Annotated in this window: 20 protein-coding genes; 15 read left to right on the top strand and 5 right to left on the bottom strand. The window is 66.1% G+C overall.

All coding sequences use genetic code 11. The features are described 5' to 3' along the window. Positions 1 to 55: 55 nt before the first annotated feature. Complete coding sequence (locus BW994_RS15670) at positions 56 to 868, top strand: 23S rRNA (adenine(2030)-N(6))-methyltransferase RlmJ (RefSeq protein ID WP_029312973.1); 813 nt, start codon at positions 56 to 58, stop codon at positions 866 to 868. Continuing rightward, positions 861 to 1,826: an NAD(P)H-dependent glycerol-3-phosphate dehydrogenase gene (locus BW994_RS15665; RefSeq protein ID WP_029312974.1), complete on the top strand. Its 966-nt coding sequence runs from the start codon at positions 861 to 863 to the stop codon at positions 1,824 to 1,826. The genes BW994_RS15670 and BW994_RS15665 overlap by 8 nt, the downstream gene beginning before the upstream one ends. A gap of 5 nt (positions 1,827 to 1,831) precedes the next feature. Here BW994_RS15665 and BW994_RS15660 read toward each other — a convergent pair whose 3' ends face one another. Together BW994_RS15660 and BW994_RS15655 are read right to left on the bottom strand one after the other, a co-directional pair. Then, positions 1,832 to 2,533, bottom strand: a complete 702-nt coding sequence (locus BW994_RS15660; protein ID WP_029312975.1) for a haloacid dehalogenase type II — start codon at positions 2,531 to 2,533, stop codon at positions 1,832 to 1,834. A gap of 8 nt (positions 2,534 to 2,541) precedes the next feature. Further along, entirely contained in the window at positions 2,542 to 2,730 is a 189-nt protein-coding gene (locus tag BW994_RS15655; protein ID WP_029312976.1) for a twin transmembrane helix small protein, read from the bottom strand. An 80-nt stretch (positions 2,731 to 2,810) separates the two neighbouring features. Between BW994_RS15655 and BW994_RS15650 the strand changes: the two genes are divergently transcribed. Then, a complete protein-coding gene (locus BW994_RS15650) occupies positions 2,811 to 5,195 on the top strand; it encodes a mechanosensitive ion channel family protein (RefSeq protein ID WP_051657510.1) in 2,385 nt (794 codons plus the stop codon). Between the two features lie 53 nt (positions 5,196 to 5,248). Further along, on the top strand, positions 5,249 to 5,974 hold the full coding sequence (locus BW994_RS15645) for a 2OG-Fe dioxygenase family protein (protein ID WP_029312978.1): 726 nt from the start codon (positions 5,249 to 5,251) through the stop codon (positions 5,972 to 5,974). A gap of 307 nt (positions 5,975 to 6,281) precedes the next feature. Here the strand turns inward: BW994_RS15645 and BW994_RS15640 are convergent, their stop codons facing one another. After that, a complete protein-coding gene (locus BW994_RS15640; RefSeq protein ID WP_029314427.1) occupies positions 6,282 to 7,283 on the bottom strand; it encodes a cysteine synthase A in 1,002 nt (333 codons plus the stop codon). Between the two features lie 90 nt (positions 7,284 to 7,373). Here BW994_RS15640 and BW994_RS15635 point away from each other — a divergent pair, with 90 nt between their 5' ends. The 4 genes from BW994_RS15635 (at position 7,374) to radC (ending at position 10,994) form a co-directional block, all read left to right on the top strand. After that, on the top strand, positions 7,374 to 7,784 hold the full coding sequence (locus BW994_RS15635; RefSeq protein ID WP_029314428.1) for a rhodanese-like domain-containing protein: 411 nt from the start codon (positions 7,374 to 7,376) through the stop codon (positions 7,782 to 7,784). Positions 7,785 to 8,154: 370 nt separating this feature from the next. Further along, positions 8,155 to 9,366 carry an MFS transporter gene (locus BW994_RS15630; protein ID WP_029314014.1) on the top strand — a complete coding sequence of 404 codons (1,212 nt, stop codon included), beginning with the start codon at positions 8,155 to 8,157 and terminating at the stop codon, positions 9,364 to 9,366. A gap of 37 nt (positions 9,367 to 9,403) precedes the next feature. Next, complete coding sequence (gene map, locus BW994_RS15625; RefSeq protein WP_029314016.1) at positions 9,404 to 10,198, top strand: type I methionyl aminopeptidase; 795 nt, start codon at positions 9,404 to 9,406, stop codon at positions 10,196 to 10,198. A 79-nt stretch (positions 10,199 to 10,277) separates the two neighbouring features. Beyond that, on the top strand, positions 10,278 to 10,994 hold the full coding sequence (gene radC / locus BW994_RS15620) for a RadC family protein (protein WP_408734965.1): 717 nt from the start codon (positions 10,278 to 10,280) through the stop codon (positions 10,992 to 10,994). Here the strand turns inward: radC and BW994_RS15615 are convergent. Further along, positions 10,989 to 11,762, bottom strand: coding sequence for a methyltransferase domain-containing protein (locus tag BW994_RS15615; protein ID WP_029314020.1), 774 nt, complete (start codon positions 11,760 to 11,762; stop codon positions 10,989 to 10,991). The two genes, radC and BW994_RS15615, sit on opposite strands and share 6 nt — an antisense overlap. A gap of 45 nt (positions 11,763 to 11,807) precedes the next feature. On the opposite strand from BW994_RS15615, the gene BW994_RS15610 reads away from it, so the two are divergent. Genes BW994_RS15610 through BW994_RS15590 form a run of 5 tightly spaced genes read left to right on the top strand, consistent with a single transcriptional unit; the run spans position 11,808 to position 14,480 of the window. Next, positions 11,808 to 12,533: a ComF family protein gene (locus tag BW994_RS15610; protein WP_029314021.1), complete on the top strand. Its 726-nt coding sequence runs from the start codon at positions 11,808 to 11,810 to the stop codon at positions 12,531 to 12,533. A gap of 42 nt (positions 12,534 to 12,575) precedes the next feature. After that, positions 12,576 to 12,839, top strand: coding sequence for a glutaredoxin 3 (gene grxC, locus BW994_RS15605; RefSeq protein WP_029314023.1), 264 nt, complete (start codon positions 12,576 to 12,578; stop codon positions 12,837 to 12,839). 4 nt (positions 12,840 to 12,843) lie between these two features. Further along, complete coding sequence (locus tag BW994_RS15600; RefSeq protein ID WP_029314025.1) at positions 12,844 to 13,323, top strand: DUF1178 family protein; 480 nt, start codon at positions 12,844 to 12,846, stop codon at positions 13,321 to 13,323. 1 nt (position 13,324) lies between these two features. Further along, positions 13,325 to 13,858, top strand: coding sequence for a gamma carbonic anhydrase family protein (locus tag BW994_RS15595; protein WP_029314026.1), 534 nt, complete (start codon positions 13,325 to 13,327; stop codon positions 13,856 to 13,858). Positions 13,859 to 13,904: 46 nt separating this feature from the next. Continuing rightward, complete coding sequence (locus BW994_RS15590) at positions 13,905 to 14,480, top strand: hypothetical protein (RefSeq protein WP_029314027.1); 576 nt, start codon at positions 13,905 to 13,907, stop codon at positions 14,478 to 14,480. Positions 14,481 to 14,618: 138 nt separating this feature from the next. Here BW994_RS15590 and BW994_RS15585 read toward each other — a convergent pair whose 3' ends face one another. Continuing rightward, complete coding sequence (locus BW994_RS15585; protein ID WP_029314028.1) at positions 14,619 to 16,019, bottom strand: helix-turn-helix domain-containing protein; 1,401 nt, start codon at positions 16,017 to 16,019, stop codon at positions 14,619 to 14,621. 246 nt (positions 16,020 to 16,265) lie between these two features. Between BW994_RS15585 and aceA the strand changes: the two genes are divergently transcribed. Both aceA and BW994_RS15570 read left to right on the top strand, forming a co-directional pair. Further along, a complete protein-coding gene (gene aceA / locus BW994_RS15580) occupies positions 16,266 to 17,651 on the top strand; it encodes an isocitrate lyase (RefSeq protein WP_029314029.1) in 1,386 nt (461 codons plus the stop codon). A gap of 521 nt (positions 17,652 to 18,172) precedes the next feature. Beyond that, on the top strand, positions 18,173 to 18,726 hold a 554-nt coding region (locus BW994_RS15570), incomplete at its 3' end, for a hypothetical protein (RefSeq protein WP_139334152.1).

The raw sequence follows: 18,726 nt of genomic DNA, 5'->3' as shown, positions 1-18,726 counted from the left end.
TCGCGGGCAATCGGTCTGGCGCGCGCCCCCGCCTGTGTCTATCAGATCGCTCATAATGAACTACCGACACGCCTACCATGCCGGCAACCCGGCCGATTGCGTCAAGCACGCGCTGCTCGTGCTGTTGCTGCGCGCGCTCAGCGCCAAACCCAAACCCCTGTTCGTGCTCGACACCCATGCCGGCATCGGCGCCTACGACCTCACCAGTATCGAAGCCGGCAAGACCGGTGAATGGCGCGCCGGCATCGGTCGCCTGCGGCAAACAACCCCCCCCGCCCTGGCCGATTTCATGGCACTCACCGGCACCGCCGAGCACTATCCCGGCTCCCCCGCCCTCGCCCGCGCCCTGCTCCGGCCGCAGGATCGCCTCGCACTGTGCGAACTCCACCCCGATGACGCCGTCACGCTGAAACGCCGCTTCGCCCGCGATCCGCAAGTGCACATCCATCGGCGCGATGGCTACGAGGCACTGACCGCCCTGCTGCCGCCGCCCGAACGCCGCGCGCTGGTGCTGATCGACCCGCCGTTCGAAAAAACCGATGAATTCGAAACCCTGGCCGCCGCCCTGCAAGCCGCCCACCGCAAATTCCCGACCGGCGTCTACGCCGCCTGGTACCCGGTCAAGCACCGCGCCCCGGTGCGCCATTTCATCGCCGACATCCAGGCGCGTGGCATCGCGGATATCATCACCTGCGAGATCCTGTTCCGCGAACCGCTCGACCCCGCAAGGCTGAACGGCTGCGGCGTGCTGATCGTCAATCCGCCCTACAATTTCGAAGCCACCGCCGCCCCGGTGCTCGAAGCCCTGCGCGCAACCCTCGCCGAACCCGACGGCACCAGCCGCATCACCCGCATCGCCGATGCCTGACACCACCGACCTCTCGATCATCGGCACCGGCGCCTGGGGCACCGCCCTCGCCGTGCTCTACGCCCAACAAGGCCGGCGCGTCGCCCTGATCGCCCGCACGCCGGACCGCGCCGTCCGCCTCGCCGCCACACGCCACAACACCAACCTGCCCGGCATCACCCTGCCGGACACGCTGATCATCACCGCCGAACCCCGATCCGCGCCGATCACCCTGCTCTGCCCGCCGTTCCAGCACCTGCGCGCCACCCTCGCCCGCCTGCCGGACAACGGTGGCGCCCTGATCCTCTGCTGCAAGGGCGTCGAGCGCGACACTTCCTTGCTCGGCCCCGAAATCGCCGCCCAATGCCACCCCAATCGCCCGATCGGCCTGCTCACCGGCCCGAATTTCGCCCATGAAATCGCCGCCGGCCTGCCCGCCGCCGCCGTCCTCGCCATGGCGGACACCCAAGCCCGCCGCGCCCTGATCGCCGCCCTGGCAACCCCGCAGCTCCGCCTCTATGGCAGTCACGACATCACCGGCGCAGCCCTCGGCGGTGCGGCGAAAAACGTCATCGCCCTCGCTGCCGGTGCTGTGATCGGCGCCGGCCTCGGTGAAAACGCCCGCGCCGCCCTCATCACCCGCGGCCTCGCCGAAATCGCCCGCCTCGCCGTCGCCCTCGGCGGCGCGGCCGAAACCATCGCCGGCCTCGCCGGCCTGGGTGACCTGATTCTGACCGCCACGGGCGGCGCCAGCCGCAACTACCGCGCCGGCCTCGCGCTCGGCCGTGGCGATCCGCCCGACCTCACAGCCGGCGTCGTCGAAGGCCTCGCCACCGCCCCGGCCCTGCTCGCCCGCGCCACGGCTTCAGGCTGCGACATGCCGATCACCGCCGCCCTGACCGATTTGCTGGCCCAGCGCACCAGCCTTGCAGATTGCATCGCCCGCCTGATGCGCCGCGACCTGCGCGACGAAACCTGAACCGCTCAGCCGCCCAGCGCCTCCGCCAGAGCCCCCACGGAATCGACCACGATATCCCACGCGCCGGACGCCCGCGCCCGATCACCGGTCGCAGCACCAAACTCGGCCGGCCGGCTGATGAACGCGGTCCGCAGCCCGAAACTCGCCGCCGCCGCCAGATCATCATTATGCGCTGCCGCCAGCATCACATCATCCGGCGCCAATCCCAGAAAATCGCACGCACCCAAATAAACCTCGGCATCCGGCTTGTAATGACGGAACATGTCCGAACCGAACGTCACGTCCCAGGGAAACCCGTTGCGCCTCGCCAATGCCACCTGCAATGCCAGATGACCGTTCGACAACGGCCCGATCACCGCGACATCCTTCAGCCGCCGCAGCCCCGTCGCCACATCCGGCCACGCCGCCAGCCGATGCCACAGCCGGACCAGTTGCTCACAATCATCATCATCCAGCGGCCCGATGCCATGCCGCCGGGTAATCTCCATCAACGCATCGCGATGCAGATCATCGAGCAGCGTCCAAGGCACCGCCCCCCGGCGCACCCGGTCCATCGAGGGTCGATACGCCCGCCGCCAACTATCCGCGATCTCCGGCCAATCCGCCACGATCCCGCGTGACGCGCCGAACGCCGAAAGCCCGGCAATCACGCTGCCCCGCCAATCGACCAGCGTGCCGAACACATCGAACAGCACCGCCCGCGGCATCGCCACGCTCAACGCCCGTACAGAATAAGCACCACGACCAGCGCCACCGCGACCGCCTGCAGCCCCACCCGCCAGCGCATCAGCCGGTTCTGCCGGCGCGGATCAGCACCGGTGGTCATGCCGACCGCACCGGTCAGCAACACCGCGACCACGGCAATCATGTCGAGCCCGAGCAGAATGATCAGAAAATCGCGCATGATTCTTTTATAGGGTGCAATCCGCACCAGCGGTAGAGGCCGCGGTTGACATCACCGCCCCGCTCGCTTTCACAGGGGCCATGCGCGTCTCCCCTCCGCTTCTCATCCTCGCCCTGCTCTGCACCATCCTGCTCGCCGCCGCACCACCCGTGCAGGCCGCCGGCAACCCCCTGGCCGCCTTCACCGCCAAAACCACCGCCAAACCCGCCACACCACCCACCACCCCACCCGCCACGCTCGATGCCGCGCAGATCGATGCCGCCATCACCACCCTGAACAACCCCGCCGAGCGCACCGCCCTGATCGCCACGCTCGAGGCAATGAAACATCCCGCCACCAAACCCACCGCCACAACAACAACCACCCCGACGACATCGCCCAACACCGGCATCGGCTTCGTGCAGGAAGCCGAAACCAAGGCCCGCCTGATCCTCGGCGACGTCGGCAGCGCCCTGAAAGCCGCGACCGACGTCCGCCTCGTCTGGCACTGGATGGTCTTCGTCGCGACCGACAGCTGGCTCCGCCAGACCGTGATCCGCGCGGTGACAAGACTGGCGATGGTCCTCGCCACCGCGCTTGCCGGCGAATATCTCGTCATCTACCTGCTCCGCCGCCCCCGCGCCGCCATCCTGCGCCGCGCCGCCCGCCTGCGCGACAGCCGCCACGCCGAAGACGAAGCCGGCCTCGCCGCCGCCGAAGCCGGCGAGAGCGAAAAACGCCCCCGCCGCCGCTCGCTCCGCCGCTGGTTCCGCCGCCTGCCCCTCGCCTTCGCGCATGTCCTGCTCGCCCTCGCCCCCATCCTGATCTTCGCCCTGATCGGCTTCTTGTGGCTCACCGGCAGCCTCGCCAACGAACGCGTCGCCAAACTCGTCGTCATCGCCGTACTGAACGCCTACCTCGCCTGCCGCCTCACGCTCGAGGTCGCGCGCTTCCTGCTCGCCCCCGGCCTGCGCGACATCAGGCTGATCCGCACGACCGACCGCCGGGCCGAATGGCTGGTCAACTGGCTGCGCCGGATCATCGGCGTCATCGCCTTCGGCTACGCCGCCATCGCAACCGGCGGCCTGTTCGGCCTCTATCACGCCGCCAGCCAGGTCCTGATCAAACTCGTCTCTTTGATCGTGCACATCATGGCCGCCATCATGGTGCTGCAAGCCCGCAGACCCGTGGCGGCGATCATCCGCGGCGACCGCCATGCCGACCACACCCGCAGCGGCGTCATCACCGCGGCCCGCGCCGGGCTCGCCCGCTCCTGGCACATCCTCGCCCTGTTCTACATCATCGCGCTGTGGATCGCCTGGGCAATCGGCGTGCCACATGCCTTCTTCATCATGCTGCGCATCGTGCTGGTGTTCGCCATCATCGCCGCCCTCGCCCGCAGCATCGCGGCCTGGATGGCGCACGGCCTCGAATCCGCGTTCGACGACGAAGTTACCTGGCGCACCCAATACCCCAGCCTGTTCACCCGCCTGCGGCTCTATGTGCCCGTCGTCAAACTGGTCATCAGCATCGTGCTCGGAACCCTCGCGATCCTGGTGATCCTGCAACTCTGGGGCATCGGCGTCCTCGCCTGGTTCACCGTCACCCGCATCGGCCAACGCATCGTCAGCGCCGTCATCACCATCGGCCTCGCCGCCCTCATCGGCCTGATCGCATGGGAAACCATCAACGCTGCCCTCGAAGCCCAGGCCGAACGGCTGGTGCAACAAGGCCGCCCCGGCCGCGCCGCCCGCTACCGCACCCTGCTGCCCATGCTGCGCACCACCCTGCTCGTCATCATCCTGGTCATCGTCGCCCTCGTCGTGCTCAGCGCGGTCGGCGTCAACGTCACCCTGCTGCTCGGCGGCCTGTCCATCTTCGGCCTCGCCATCGGCTTCGGTTCGCAAAAACTGGTGCAGGACATCATCACCGGCCTGTTCCTCCTGCTCGAAGACGCGATGCAGGTCGGCGATACCGTGACCCTCGGTGGCATGTCCGGCGTCGTCGAAAAATTATCCATCCGCACCATCCGGCTCCGCGGCGGCGATGGCTCACTGAACATCATCCCGTTCAGCTCCGTCACCACCGTTACCAACTCCTCGCGTGACTTCGGCTACGCGCCGATCAACATCGGCGTCGGCTACGGCGAAAATATCGACCGCGTGCAAGCCGTCATCACCGAAGTGTTCGAAACCATGCGCGCCGAACCCACCTGGGCCGCCCAGATCAGCAACGACCTCGAACTCTGGGGGCTCGACCAGTTCGGCGCCTCCTCGATCAATATCGTCGGCCGCGTCAAAACCCCGGCCGGCAAACAATACGGCGTCCGCCGCGAATTCAACCGGCGCATCAAAATCAGGTTCGACGCCGAAGGCATCGAACTGCCCTACAACTACCAGAAAATCACCATCGACCCCGCCGAATTCCGCGCCGCCTTCGGCACCCCCAAAACCTCACCACCCGCCCCAACCCCAGGGAATGGCTGAGGTCGCCTCCAGCCCAGTTTAATCCACCGCCGGATCTGCTAAATAAAACCGTCATGGACGCGATCAATCAACGCCACCGCCTCGGCGATCACCTGCACACCAACGGATTCGCCTTCCTCGAAGGCGCCGCGTTCGACCCCATGCTCCCCCCCGAAGCCATCGCCCCCACCGCATGGAACAGCTTCGCCGCCAGCTGGGACGGCATGCCGATCGATACCTACATGGCCGACGGCGGCCGCTACCGCCGCCGCCGCTTCGCCACCTTCACCGCCACACCAGGCGATATCATCCGTCGCGCCCCCCACCAGCCCCACTACCAAACCCGCGACTACAACACCCTCAACGGCGGCATCGAACGCTGGTTCGAACCGATCGACCCCGCCATCGCAAACGGCCCCAGCTTCCAAGGCCTGCTCGAATTCACCCGCTCCCTCTTCGAACAACACGCCGGCACAGCACCCTGGCACATCGAAGCCCACCAATTCCGCATCGAAACCGGCCCCCACGGCGCCGGCCAGCCCACCCCCGAAGGTATGCACCGCGACGGCGTCGACTTCGTGCTCGTCCTCATGGTCCAACGCACCAATATCGAACAAGGCACCACCACCATCCACGACCTCAACGGCACCACCCTCGGCAACTTCACCCTCACCCACCCCCGCGACGCCGCCCTCGTCGATGACCGCCGCGTCTTCCACGGCGTCACCCCCGTCATCCCCATCAACCCCACCACCCAAGCCCACCGCGACGTCCTGGTCCTGACCTACCGTAAGGTGTGAGATCGGCCCCTCGGTGGGAGCGCGTGAAGCAAGGAAGGCCAGGGGCTCTGCCCCTGGACCCCGTTAAAGGCCCCGCGGGCAAGATGCCCGCTACCATATGATGAGGCGCGCGACGCGCGCCGGGCTTTAAAATCCATTAGTTTTAGGCAAGGGGAGGGCGACACCGGCCAGATCGACGGAAAATCCGAGGCAGCGCCCTCCCCTTGCCTAAAACTAGCGGGTTCTAAGGGCTGAGCCCTTAGCGGGGGTCCAGGGGGCAGAGCCCCCTGGCCTTCTTCCCTCAAACGCCCCTACCAGGGGGCCGATTTCACACCATCCACGGTGGGGCGGGCAGGTTTTTGCTGGCGAGGAAGGTGGGGTTGAACAGTTTGGATTGGTAGCGTGCGGCGCCGTCGCACAGGATGGTCACGATGGTATGGCCGGGGCCGAGGTCGCGTGCGACCGCGATAGCGGCGGCGACGTTGATGCCGGCCGAGCCGCCGATCGAGAGGCCTTCGTGGATCATCAGGTCGAACACTTGTTCGAGCATCGCGGTATCATGGACCCGCACCGCGTCATCGATCGGCGCGCCGGCCAGATTGGCGGTAACGCGCCCTTGCCCGATCCCTTCGCTGATCGATGATCCGCTGGAGGTAAGCTGCCCGGTTTTCACCCAGTCATACAGCGCGCTGCCATCGGGATCGGCCAGCACGATCCGCACATCCGGCTTATGCGCCTTCAGTGCCATGCCCACCCCGGCCAGCGTGCCGCCGGTGCCGCAGGCGCAGGTGAACGCATCGATCACCCCGCCGGTCTGCCGCCAGATCTCCGCCCCGGTGGTCAGCCGGTGCCCCTCGCGGTTGTCGGTATTGTCGAACTGATTGGCCCAGAACGCGCCGGTCTCCTCGGCAATCCGCTGCGACACACGCACGTAATTGCCCGGGTCCTTATACGGTTTCGCCGGCACCAGCCGCAGATCCGCACCGATCATCCGCAGAAAATCGATCTTCTCCTGGCTCTGGGTCTCCGGCATCACAATCACGGCCCGATAGCCCCGCGCATTCGCCACCAGCGTCAACCCGATCCCGGTATTGCCCGCCGTCCCCTCCACAATCGTGCCACCCGGCTTGAGCGCGCCCGAAGCCTCCGCCGCATCGATCATCGCCAGCGCCGCCCGGTCCTTCACCGAACCACCCGGATTCATGAACTCCGCCTTGCCCAGAATCGTGCACCCCGTCGCCGCCGAGGCAAGCCGCAGCTTGATCAGCGGCGTGCCGCCAATCGCGCCGGTCAGCCCATCGGCGAGGTGCGAATTCGGTGCTATCGTCATGCCATGGTCCCTATAGATCATATTTCTGGAATGGATTGCCCAAACCGGCCAAATCGAACAAACTTCAAGCCTTATCTAATGGAGGAAACCATGATTGACGATGTCGCGCCAAAACAGGTCTGGGAAGCGCTCATGACCCACCCCGACGCTGTCCTCATCGACGTCCGCACCACCGCCGAATGGAACTTCGTCGGCATGCCCGACCTGTCCCAGACCGGCAAGCACACCATCCCCATCCAATGGCAGGTGTTCCCCACCATGCAACCCAACCCCCTCTTCCTCGATCAGGTCAAAGACGCCGGCCTCACCGAACAACACCATATCTACTTCATCTGCCGCACCGGCGGCCGCAGCATGGCCGCCGCCGATACCGCCCGTCACGCCGGCTTCAAACACGTCTATAACGTCAAAGATGGCTTCGAAGGCCCCCACGATCAACGCGGCCACCGCGGCCACGTCGCCGGCTGGAAACACGACGGCCTGCCCTGGACCCAAAAATAAGCCCGATGGCGTGTGGGGTGGTGCTCGAAGAAAGGAAGGCCAGGGGCTCTGCCCCTGGCCCCGTTAAAGGCGGAGCCTTTAAAATCCATTAGTTTTAGGCAAGGGGAGGGCGACACAGGCCAGATCGACGGAACCACCGAGGCAGCGCCCTCCCCTTGCCTAAAACTAGCGGGTTCTAAGGGCTCCGCCCTTAGTGGGGGTCGAGGGGGCAAAGCCCCCCGCCTTGCTTGCTCCCCGCACCACCCCACCAGCCATCAGTCTCATTTTCGGGTCCAGGCCAGGGCCGTGGGGTTCCATCGGCGATGGGGTGGGGGCTGGTTTGCGTTGGGGTCTCTGGAGGGTGGGGCATGGAACCTGTCATGACGATGGCATGAGCGAGACTGGTGGATATATCGAGCGTGGCAGTGCTGCGTTCCGGCGGACCAATCTGGCGATGTTCGCGGCCGGGTTTGCGACGTTTGCGTTGATGTATTCGGTGCAGCCGTTGTTGCCGGTGTTTGCGCGGGATTTTGTCGTGAGTCCGATGGTGGCGAGTCTGGCGTTGTCGTTGACCACGTTCACTTTGGCGGGTTCGTTGTTGATTGCGAGTGCCTTGTCCGAGGTCTGGGGCCGCAAGCGGATGATGGCGGGCTCGATTCTGGGTGCGGCGGTGCTGACGATGGTTTCGGCGGCGATTCCGCACTGGGGCGGGTTTTTACTGATGCGTGCGGCGATCGGTGTGGTGCTGTCGGGCCTGCCGGCGGTGGCGATGGGATATCTGGCGGAGGAGATCCATCCGCGTTCGGTTGGTCTGGCGATGGGTTTGTTCGTTGGCGGCAGCGGGTTCGGCGGCATGGCGGGCCGGTTGCTGACGGGGATTTTGGCGGATGCGTTGGGCTGGCGCTGGGCGATCGTCGGCATCGGCGCGATCGGTCTGGTGGCGGGAATTATTTTCGTGATCCGCCTGCCGCCGTCGCGGCATTTCGAGCGGCGCAGCTTGGCGATCGGTTCGTTATTGCGCAGCTATCGGGCGCATTTGGCGGACCCGGCGCTGCGGCTGTTGTACGCCGAGGGATTCCTGATCATGGGCGGCTTCGTGACGGTGTATAACTACATCACTTTCCGCCTGCTGGCGCCGCCGTTCAGCCTGTCGCAGACCAGTGTCGGGTTTATTTTCGCGGTCTATCTGGTTGGGGTGGCGAGTTCGGCGTGGATGGGCCATCTGGCCAGCCGGTTCGGCCGGGCGCGGATGCTGCCGGCGGGCATCGCGATCGAATTGCTTGGCGCGCTGCTGACCCTGTCGGGTTCGGTGCCGGTGATCGTTCTCGGCATTGCGTTGGTGACGTTCGGATTTTTCGCGAGCCATTCGGTCGCGAGTTCCTGGGTCGGCGCGCAGGCGCGCGGCGCGCGGGCGCAGGCGGCGGCGCTCTATCTGTTCCTGTATTATCTGGGATCGAGCGTTGCGGGCTCGATCGGCGGCTATGCCTGGAGTTTCGCGGGCTGGGGCGGCGTGGTCGGCATGATCGTGATCCTGCTGGTCACGGGTCTTGCATTGGCGCGGCGTCTGGCGACCTTGCCTTTCCGCGCGGCGGAGATCATTTAGTACCAATGCCGAATATGTCACAAATGGAGCCGGTCTGATGGACGGCGGAACCGAACAGCGCCACATCACCCTGCACACGCCGGCCGATTTCGCGCCGATGCGCGCCGCCGGCGCCCTGGCCGCCGCCGTGCTCGACATGGTGGGTGCTCACGTCCGCCCCGGCATCACCACCGGCGAGATCGACACGATCTGCCACGACTACATCATCGCCCATGGCGCGATTCCGGCGCCGCTGAATTATCGCGGCTTCCCGAAATCGACCTGTATCTCAATCAACCACGTCGTCTGCCACGGCATTCCCGGCGATCGGGTGTTGATGGACGGCGATGCCCTGAACATCGACATCACCGTGATCCTGGATGGCTGGCACGGCGATTCCAGCCGCATGTATGTCGCCGGCACCGCCGCGACCAAGGTGCGCCGCCTGATCGATGTCACCTATGAATCCCTCCTGCGCGGCATCGCCCAGGCGAAACCGGGCAATCATTTCGGCGATATCGGCCACGCGATCCAAACTTATGTCGAAGGCCAGCGCTTCACCGTGGTGCGCGATTTCTGCGGCCACGGCATCGGCCGGCAATTCCACGAACCGCCGAACGTGCTGCATTTCGGCCGCCGGGGCGATGGCCCGCTGCTCAAGCCCGGCATGTTCTTCACGATCGAGCCGATGGTCAACGCCGGCCGCCCCGAGGTCAAGATCCTCGATGACGGCTGGACAGCCGTCACCCGCGACCGCAGCCTGTCCGCGCAGTTCGAACACATGATCGGCATCACCGAAACCGGGTGCGAGGTCTTCACCCTCGCCGCTGGCGAGCATATCGCGCGGACCTGATCCGCTTTCCAAACGCGCGCCGATATGACAATCTCCGATTGTGTCAAAGCGCCAAAACACCCACGGGTTGTCAGAGCCGGTGCTGCCCTTCGCGGCCCCGGCGAACGAATGCGAAACCAATGATGCCCACGGCGCCGCCGGCCATCGCGCCCGGCTGCGCGCGCGGCTGCTGAAAGCCGGGCCGGATGCCCTGGCCGACCACGAAGTGCTTGAAATGATGCTGTTTCTCGCCCTGCCACGGCGCGACACCAAACCGATCGCGCGCGCCCTGGTCGCCCGCTTCGGCTCCTATGCGCAGGCGATCGCCGCACCGGTCGCCGATTTACTCGCGATCGAGGGGCTCGGCGAATCCGGTGCCGCCGCGCTGAAAATCGTCCAGGCCGCCGCCCTGCGCCTGGTCAAGGCCGAGGTGATCTATCGTCCCGTGCTCAACCATTGGGACCGGCTGATCGAATACCTCACCGCCGTGCTCGCGCGCGAGCGGGTGGAACAGGCGCGCGTCCTGTTCCTCGATCATCGCAACCGCCTGATCGCCGATGAAGTCCAGAGCCAGGGCACCATCAACCACACACCGATCTACCCGCGCGAGCTGGTCAAGCGCGCGCTCGAACACCACGCCACCGCGATCATCCTGGTCCACAACCACCCGAGCGGCGACCCCACCCCCTCGCAGACCGACATCGCGATGACCCGCGAAATCAAGCAGGCGGCGACCACGCTCTCGATCGTGCTGCACGACCATGTGATCATCGGTAACGGCAAATGGGTCAGTCTCAAACGGCTGGGCCTGCTATGAGCCCCACCCGGTCAGCACCGCCATATCCAGCCGCACCACCAACCGCCCGTCCATCACCATCGATGCCAGCGCCATCGCCAGCAACTCCCGCGGCGGCATCCGGCGCGCGCGCGCGACCGTCGCATTGGTCTCGCCCGCATCGCGCAAATCCCGCAGCAGCGCGAGCGGATCGGCGTAATCGAAATCGATCGTCTCGCGCTCGGCAATCGGCAGCGCGAACCCGGCCCGCTGCAACAACCCCGCGCAATCGGCGAGTTCCGGAAATGGCGAGACGCGCGGCGCCGCCCCGCCAGTGAGCGCCGCCTCCGCCTCGATCAGCGCCGCGCGCAGGCCGCCCAGCGTGCCGAGCAGCGGCATACTCGCCAGAAACAACCCCTCCGGCTTCAAACTACGGCGGATCTGCACCAGCGCGCCCGGCAGATCATTGACCCAGTGCAGCGACAGATGCGCGACGATCAAATCGAAACACGCGGCACCGAACGGCAGAAACTCCTCATCCGCCACCACATCGCCATGCCCCGCCGCCACCATGCGGGGCGACAGATCGGTCGCCACCACCGCGATCCCGCGCGCCGCCAGCAGCGGCGTCACCGCCCCGCGCCCGCCGATATCCAGCGCGCGCGCAAACACCCGCCCGGTATCATCCAGCCGATCGAGCAGCCGTGAAGCCAGATCATCGAGCACCGGGCGCACCCGCCCAAGCCGCGCCGCCGCCCGATCACGATGCGCCGCCACCGCCGCCCGGTCGAAAATCACCATCTCGCTCATGACAACGCTTGTGACGCAGCCCAACCCCCAGGCAAACCCCGCGCCATGCTGAAATCCCTCGCCCGCGCCACGCTCGACCTGATCCTGCCGGCCCAATGCCTCGCCTGCACCGAACCCGCCGGCGGCGCAGGGCAGCTATGCGCCGAATGCTTCGCGGATGCCGCCTTCCTCACCCCGCCGCTGTGCAGCCATTGCGGCCTGAAACTCACCGAACCGGCGCCGCTCTGCACCGCGTGCGACTGGGACCCGCCGGTCTTCCGCGCCGCCCGCGCCGCGCTGCGCTACGGCCCCGCCGCCAAACGCCTGATCCTGCCGTTCAAATACGCCGACCGTCCGGAAGCCGCCCGCGGCCTCGCCCGCCTGCTGCTCCAGCCCGGCGCCGAACTACTGGCCCGCGCCGACCTGCTGGTTCCCGTCCCCCTGCACAAGCGCCGCCTCGCCGCGCGCGGCTACAACCAGGCCGGCGAACTCGCCCGCGCCCTCGCCAGGCTCACCGGCAAACCGCTCCTGATCGACGCCCTCATCCGCACCCGCGCCACGCGCCCCCTCGCCGAGCTTGACCAGCACGACCGCGCCATCGCCCTGCACGGCGCCATCGCCATCCGCCCCGGCCGCGCCGCCGCGCTGCACGGCCGCACCATCCTGCTGATCGACGATGTCCTCACCTCCGGCGCCACCGCCTCATCCTGCGCCGGCGTGCTCTACCAGGCCGGCGCCGCCGCGGTCGACGTGCTCGCCCTCGCCCGCGTTTCCGACGATGCGGACACCTGATTCCACTTGCACTCACATCGCGCGCGCGTATGTGATCATCCCATGAGCAAGATCGAAATCTACACCCAGATGTTCTGCCCCTATTGCAGCCGCGCCGTGAAACTGCTGCGCGACAAGGGCGTCACCTTCACCGAAATCGACGCCCCGCACGGCTCCGCCGCCCGCCGCGACGCCACCGCCCGCTCGAACGGCGGCACCACCATGCCGCAAATCTTCATCGACGACCGGTCGATCGGCGGTTGCGACCAACTGATGGCGCTCGACCGCGCCGGCCAGCTCGACCCGCTGCTGGTCCCGTCCGGCTGACCTGATGATCCACTACCAGTTGCAATGCGCGACCGGCCATGAATTCGATGGCTGGTTCAAAAGCAGCGCCAGTTTCGACCGTCAGGCCGCCCGCCACCTGCTGGAATGCCCGACCTGCGGCACCAACGCCGTCGAACGGGCCATCATGGCCCCGCGCATCGGCGGCAAATCCCGCGCCCCAGACCCAACACCACCGGACCCAACCCCACCCGCCGCAGACCCATCGCCCACCCCGCCAGCCACCGCCATCGCCGGCCCGATGCCCGCCGAAATGCGCGCCCTGCTCGCCCGCGTCCGCCGCGAAGTCGAAGCCCGCTGCGACTACGTCGGCCCCGAATTCGCCGCCGAAGCCCGCCGCATCCACGACGGCGAAGCCGAACCCCGCGGCATCTACGGCGAAGCGACCGAGGCCGAGGCCGACTCCCTCGCCGATGACGGCATCACCATCGGCCGCATCCCCTGGGTGCCCCTGGCGGACAGCTGACATGACCCCCTCCCGCTTCACGCTCGACGGCATCAGCCCGGAAATCCACCCCGAAGCCTGGGTCGCCCCCGGCGCCGTGCTCATCGGCGCCGTCACCCTCGCCGCCCACGCCAACATCTGGTTCAACTGCACCCTGCGCGCCGATAACAACACCATCACCATCGGCGAACGCACCAACATCCAGGACGGCACCATCATCCACGTCAACGCCGGCGCCGCCTTCGCCGCGCGCATCGGCGCGGATGTCACGGTCGGCCACGCCGCCATCATCCACGCCTGCACCCTGCACGACCGCGCCTTCGTCGGCATGGGTGCCATCGTGCTCGATGGTGCGATCATCGAACCCGGCGGCATGCTCGCCGCCCATTCCACCCTGCCCCCCGGCAAACGAATCGGCCCCGATGAATTATGGATGGGCTCGCCCGCCCGCCTGGTCCGCGTGATGGACGCCGCCGAACAAGCCCTCCGCGCCGCGACCGCCCCACACTACGTCGCCCTCGCCGCCCGCTACCGGCGCGGCCTCCAGCCTTCGTGATCCTCCCCAACCTCGAAACACCCCCATATCCGAGCCGGAGGATCACATGCGCCACCTGCTGCTCGCCTCGATCATAACGCTCGCCCTCGCCGGCTGCGCGCTCGAAACACCCGCGCCCTCCACCGGCAGGCTGCCCGCCGACACCTTCGCCACCAGCATCATCGGCGAAGATCCCGCAATCGCCGCAACCAACGCCGCCACCTATGCCTTCGCCCACCCCGAGGCGATGATCGGCCACCCCGCCCGCATGGCCATCGCCATCGCCTCGCTCGATGCCATGGCCGGCCAGTTCGCCACCGGCGCCCGCTGGGCCGGCATGAACACCCTCGCCAAACAGGAAATGCTCCAAGCCCGCTCCCACGTCCGCCGCATCCTCGGCATCGCCCCCGGCACCGCCTCGCAAACCGTGATCGACGCGCTGGTCGGCGCCGCCCAACAACTCCGGCGCAACAACCGCCCCGGCGCGCTCACCGCCCTCACCAGCCCCGGCTTCACCCGTCCCCCCGCCGCTACCCTCGCGCTACTGGGCCAATTCCCCGCCGTGCCGCTGGCCAATCACGCCACCAGCTTTGCCAGCCAATACCTCTACCCTGGTGGCGGGACGTTTCCGGCTTTTCGGTAGAAGGGAAGGTAAAAAGACTTCTTTTTGTGAACAAAAAGAAGCAAAAAAACTTTATGAATCTAGTCCGTGCTGGTGAAACCGGCACGGACCCAGATTAAAAAAGTTTTTTGCTTCTTTTTTACAAAAAAGAAGTCTTCCTTACTTCTTTCCGACCGCCTCAAACCGATAAGGCGAAGCACTCGTCGTCGAAACATCCAGCGTCAACCGATGCGCCAGCGGCGGAAACGCGCGTGACCGGCACTCCGGCCGATCGCACAACCGGCACGACAGCCCGATCCCCACCGCCGCCCGCTCGATATCGATCCCATCGGCATAAACGAAATCCCCCGCGCGGTTGATCTCGCACCCCATCGCCACCACCCGCGTCGCCGGCGGCTCACCCCAATGCGCCGGCGCCGCCACAATGGTCCGCGCGAAACACAAATACGTCGCCCCATCCGGCAGTTGCGCCACCTGCACCCGCACGCTGCCCGGCGCCGCAAACGCCGAATACACCACCCAGCGCGGACAATTCCCACCGAACCGCGCGAACGGAAACCCCGCCGCCGAAAACCGCTTCGAAACATTCCCCGCCGGATCGACCCGCAGAAAAAACAGCGGCACCCCCCGCGCCCCGTTCCGCTGCAACGTCGAAAGCCGATGGCACGCCTGCTCGAACGACACCCCGAACCGCATCGCCAGATGCTCGACATCATGCCGCAACGCCAGCGCCGCCTCCAGAAACGGCGCATACGGCATCAACACCGCACCCGCGAAATAATTGATCAGCCCGATCCGCAGCAACTCCCCCGCATCGCGCGTCGTCAACGCCGCCCGCTTCACGATCGGCTCGATCAAATCGCGCGCCTCCAGCAACCCGAGCTGAAACGCCATCTGAAACCCCCGGCTCTCCCGCGGCAACGTCTCCGACAGGCGCAGATGCCGCGCCGCCGGATCATAAATCCGCAACGCCCCCGGCAAGGGTGCCACCGAAACCACCAGCCCATGCTTGTGCCGCAACCGCTCCGCCAACGCGTGGTTCATCCCCAGCGTCGCCGCCGGCAACTCCGCCCCCATCGCCTCGGCGGCATCCTCCAATTCGGGGAAAAAATTGGCGTGCTCATGGAAAAAATCCCGCACCTCCTCGTTCGGCAACAGAATCTTCCGCCCCGACGGCAGCGTGATCGCCCCGGTCTCCTCGCGCACCGCCTGAAACGCCCGATACAACCCCAAAACCGCCTGCGCCGCCGCCGGCGCCGACCCCGCCAGCAATTGCGCATCCGCATCCGGCACCGGATCGATCCCCAACAGCGGGTCGGCAAACGCCTCGCGCAACGCCTGCTCGATCTGCCGCTCCCCCGACCCCGAAAGTGCCGCCAGATCAACCTGCAAAATCTCGGTCAGCTTGATCAGCAGCGTCGCCGTCACGCCCCGCTGATCATGCTCGATCAGGTTCAGATACGACGTCGAAATCCCCAGCCGCTCCGCCAATTTCTGCTGCGTCATCCCCTGCTCCATGCGCAGGCGACGCACGATCCGACCGATCAACGGGTTAGCCACTTCACACACCTCGAATCCGGAGAAAAACTTAACACGATTTACACAATGTAAAACTTTACAGTCAATATCGCCACTGGTTTCGATATTTCATACCAAATACCCCCGTGACTTTCGCGCCTGCAGCGTAAATAATCCACACATGGCGAACACGCCGGCCTAGCAACAAACCACCAACGTCCGAAACGCAGACAAAGCCCACCCCATTTCCGCACGGCATCCAACCTCGCTCGGCACCAGGAGACCACCATGTCCAACCTCACCACCCCGACCCACGCCCCCGAAGGCCTCCCCGGCGGCCTCGCCGTCGCCCCGGACCGTTTCGCCGGCATCCAGCGCGACTACACACCGGCCGATGTCGAAAAACTCTCCGGCAATTTCCGCATCCGCCACACCCTCGCGGAAATGGGCGCAACCCGCCTCTGGAATCTCCTGAAAAACGAAAACTACGTCAACACGCTCGGCGCCCTCACCGGCAACCAGGCCATGCAGCAGGTCAAGGCCGGCCTCAAAGCCATCTACCTCTCCGGCTGGCAGGTCGCGGCGGACGCCAACAATTCCGGCGAAATGTACCCCGACCAATCGCTCTACCCTGTCAACTCGGTGCCCCAGGTGGTCAAGCGCATCAACGCCACGCTCCGCCGCGCCGACCAGATTTCCCGCATGGAAGGCGACACCAGCACCTACTGGATGGCCCCGATCATCGCCGATGCCGAAGCCGGCTTCGGCGGCGCGCTCAACGCCTACGAACTCATGAAAGCCATGATCGAAGCCGGCGCCGCCGGCGTCCATTTCGAAGATCAGCTCGCGTCCGAAAAAAAATGCGGCCATCTCGGCGGCAAGGTCCTGGTGCCGATCAGCCAGCACATCCGCACCCTCAACGCCGCCCGCCTCGCCGCCGACGTCGAGGGCGTGTCCACCGTGCTGCTCTGCCGCACCGACAGCCACGCCGCCCAACTCCTCACCGCCGACGTCGATGAGCGCGACCGCCCCTTCATCACCGGCGAACGCACGCCCGAAGGCTTCTACCGCATCAAACCCGGCCTCGGCGTCGAATACGCCATCGCCCGCAGCCTGGCCTACGCGCCCTACGCCGACCTCCTCTGGTGGGAAACCTCCGAACCCAACCTCGATGAAGCCCGCCAGTTCGCCGAGGCCATCCACAAGCAATTCCCCGGCAAGATGCTCGCCTACAATTGCTCGCCGAGCTTCAACTGGAAAAAGAAACTGAGCCCCGAAAAAATCGCGACTTTCCAGCAGGAAATCGCAGCGATGGGCTACAAATTCCAGTTCGTCACCCTCGCCGGCTTCCATTCGCTGAACTACTCGATGTTCCAACTCGCCAAAGGCTACGCCGAACGTGGCATGGCCGCCTACTCGGAACTCCAGCAGGCCGAATTCGCCGCCGAACCCCAGGGCTACACCGCAACCCGCCACCAGCGCGAAGTCGGCACCTCCTATTTCGACGCCGTCGCCGTCGCCGTCTCCGCCGGCAAAGCCTCCACCACCGCCATGGCCGGCAGCACCGAAACCGAACAATTCCACGATCAGGACGACCAGCCCGGCCACAACCACGACCACGACGACGGCCTGGTCCACCACCACAGCTGGGCGGTCAGCTCCCCCGACCGCTAAGCCCCGCTCAAATTACCAGTCCCCGCGATGCCGGCATGGTGCCGGCATCCGTTCCGTCGACTAGCCCCGGACGCCAGCCGTCCGGGGCATTTTTTTACCCCCGCGCCGGTAGTCGTGTTTCTGAAAAGGCAAGGCAAGCAGTTCTTTTTTGCAAAAAAGAACCAAAAAACTCTTATTCATCAGCAGCAACTGTAGGATGGGTATCCCTTGATACCCATCAATCCAACCACACCACCCGACCCACCCCACCCCACCTCACCCCCCCCCTTCCTCCCAACAAACTGCGTAAACACCCGCTCGGTCACATCCGAAATATAATGCTCCATCCCCTCGGCATCCGCCTCGGCAACCTCGCTCGGCACCCCCAGCAGGCCGTAGGACGGGCAGAGCCCTTGCGAAGCCCATCAACCCACCCCCGCCAGAACCCAAACCAAAAATTCTAACACAACCCCTAACAAACCCCTTTCTCACCCCCCACCCGCCATGGTTTATGTGCGGTCATGATCTCGAACGCGCCTTTCATGCCCGCCGACCCGTCCGAGCGCTTCGCGGTGATCTTCCGCGCCCTGCAACGCTCCGTGGCCGACAACGGCTACCGGCTGAAAATCCATGGCCCGCTCCTCGTCCTGATCTGGAACTACCTCAGCCGCCAGATCGCCCGCTTCGCCAAAATCGCCGCCAAACCCGCGCAGTCCCCGCGCACGCGCGCTCCCTCAACGGTCGAGCGCAACCCCACCACCAAACCCAAACCCGCCCTAACCCTGCCGCGCGGCTTCGCCTGGCTGATCCGCCTGCTCCCCAACGGCCCAGCCGCCCCCATCGTCGCCGGTGCCAACGCCCGCCTCGAACTCCAGCACTTCATGGAAGATCCCATCGTCCAGGCGCTGCTCGCCACCCATCCCAGCCTCGGCCGCATCCTCCGCCCGCTCCACACCATGCTCGGCCTGCGCTACCCAGCCAGCATCAAACGCCCCAAATCGACCAAGCCCCGGCCCAAGCGCCCCCGCAAACCAAAGCGCCAGCCCAGCTTCATGGACCAATACAAAATCAACCCCGACGGCAGCATCGACTTCAC

It is taken from the genome of Acidiphilium rubrum (assembly GCF_900156265.1).
Lineage (GTDB): Bacteria > Pseudomonadota > Alphaproteobacteria > Acetobacterales > Acetobacteraceae > Acidiphilium > Acidiphilium rubrum.
This window is presented reverse-complemented; position numbering and strand designations above follow the sequence as displayed.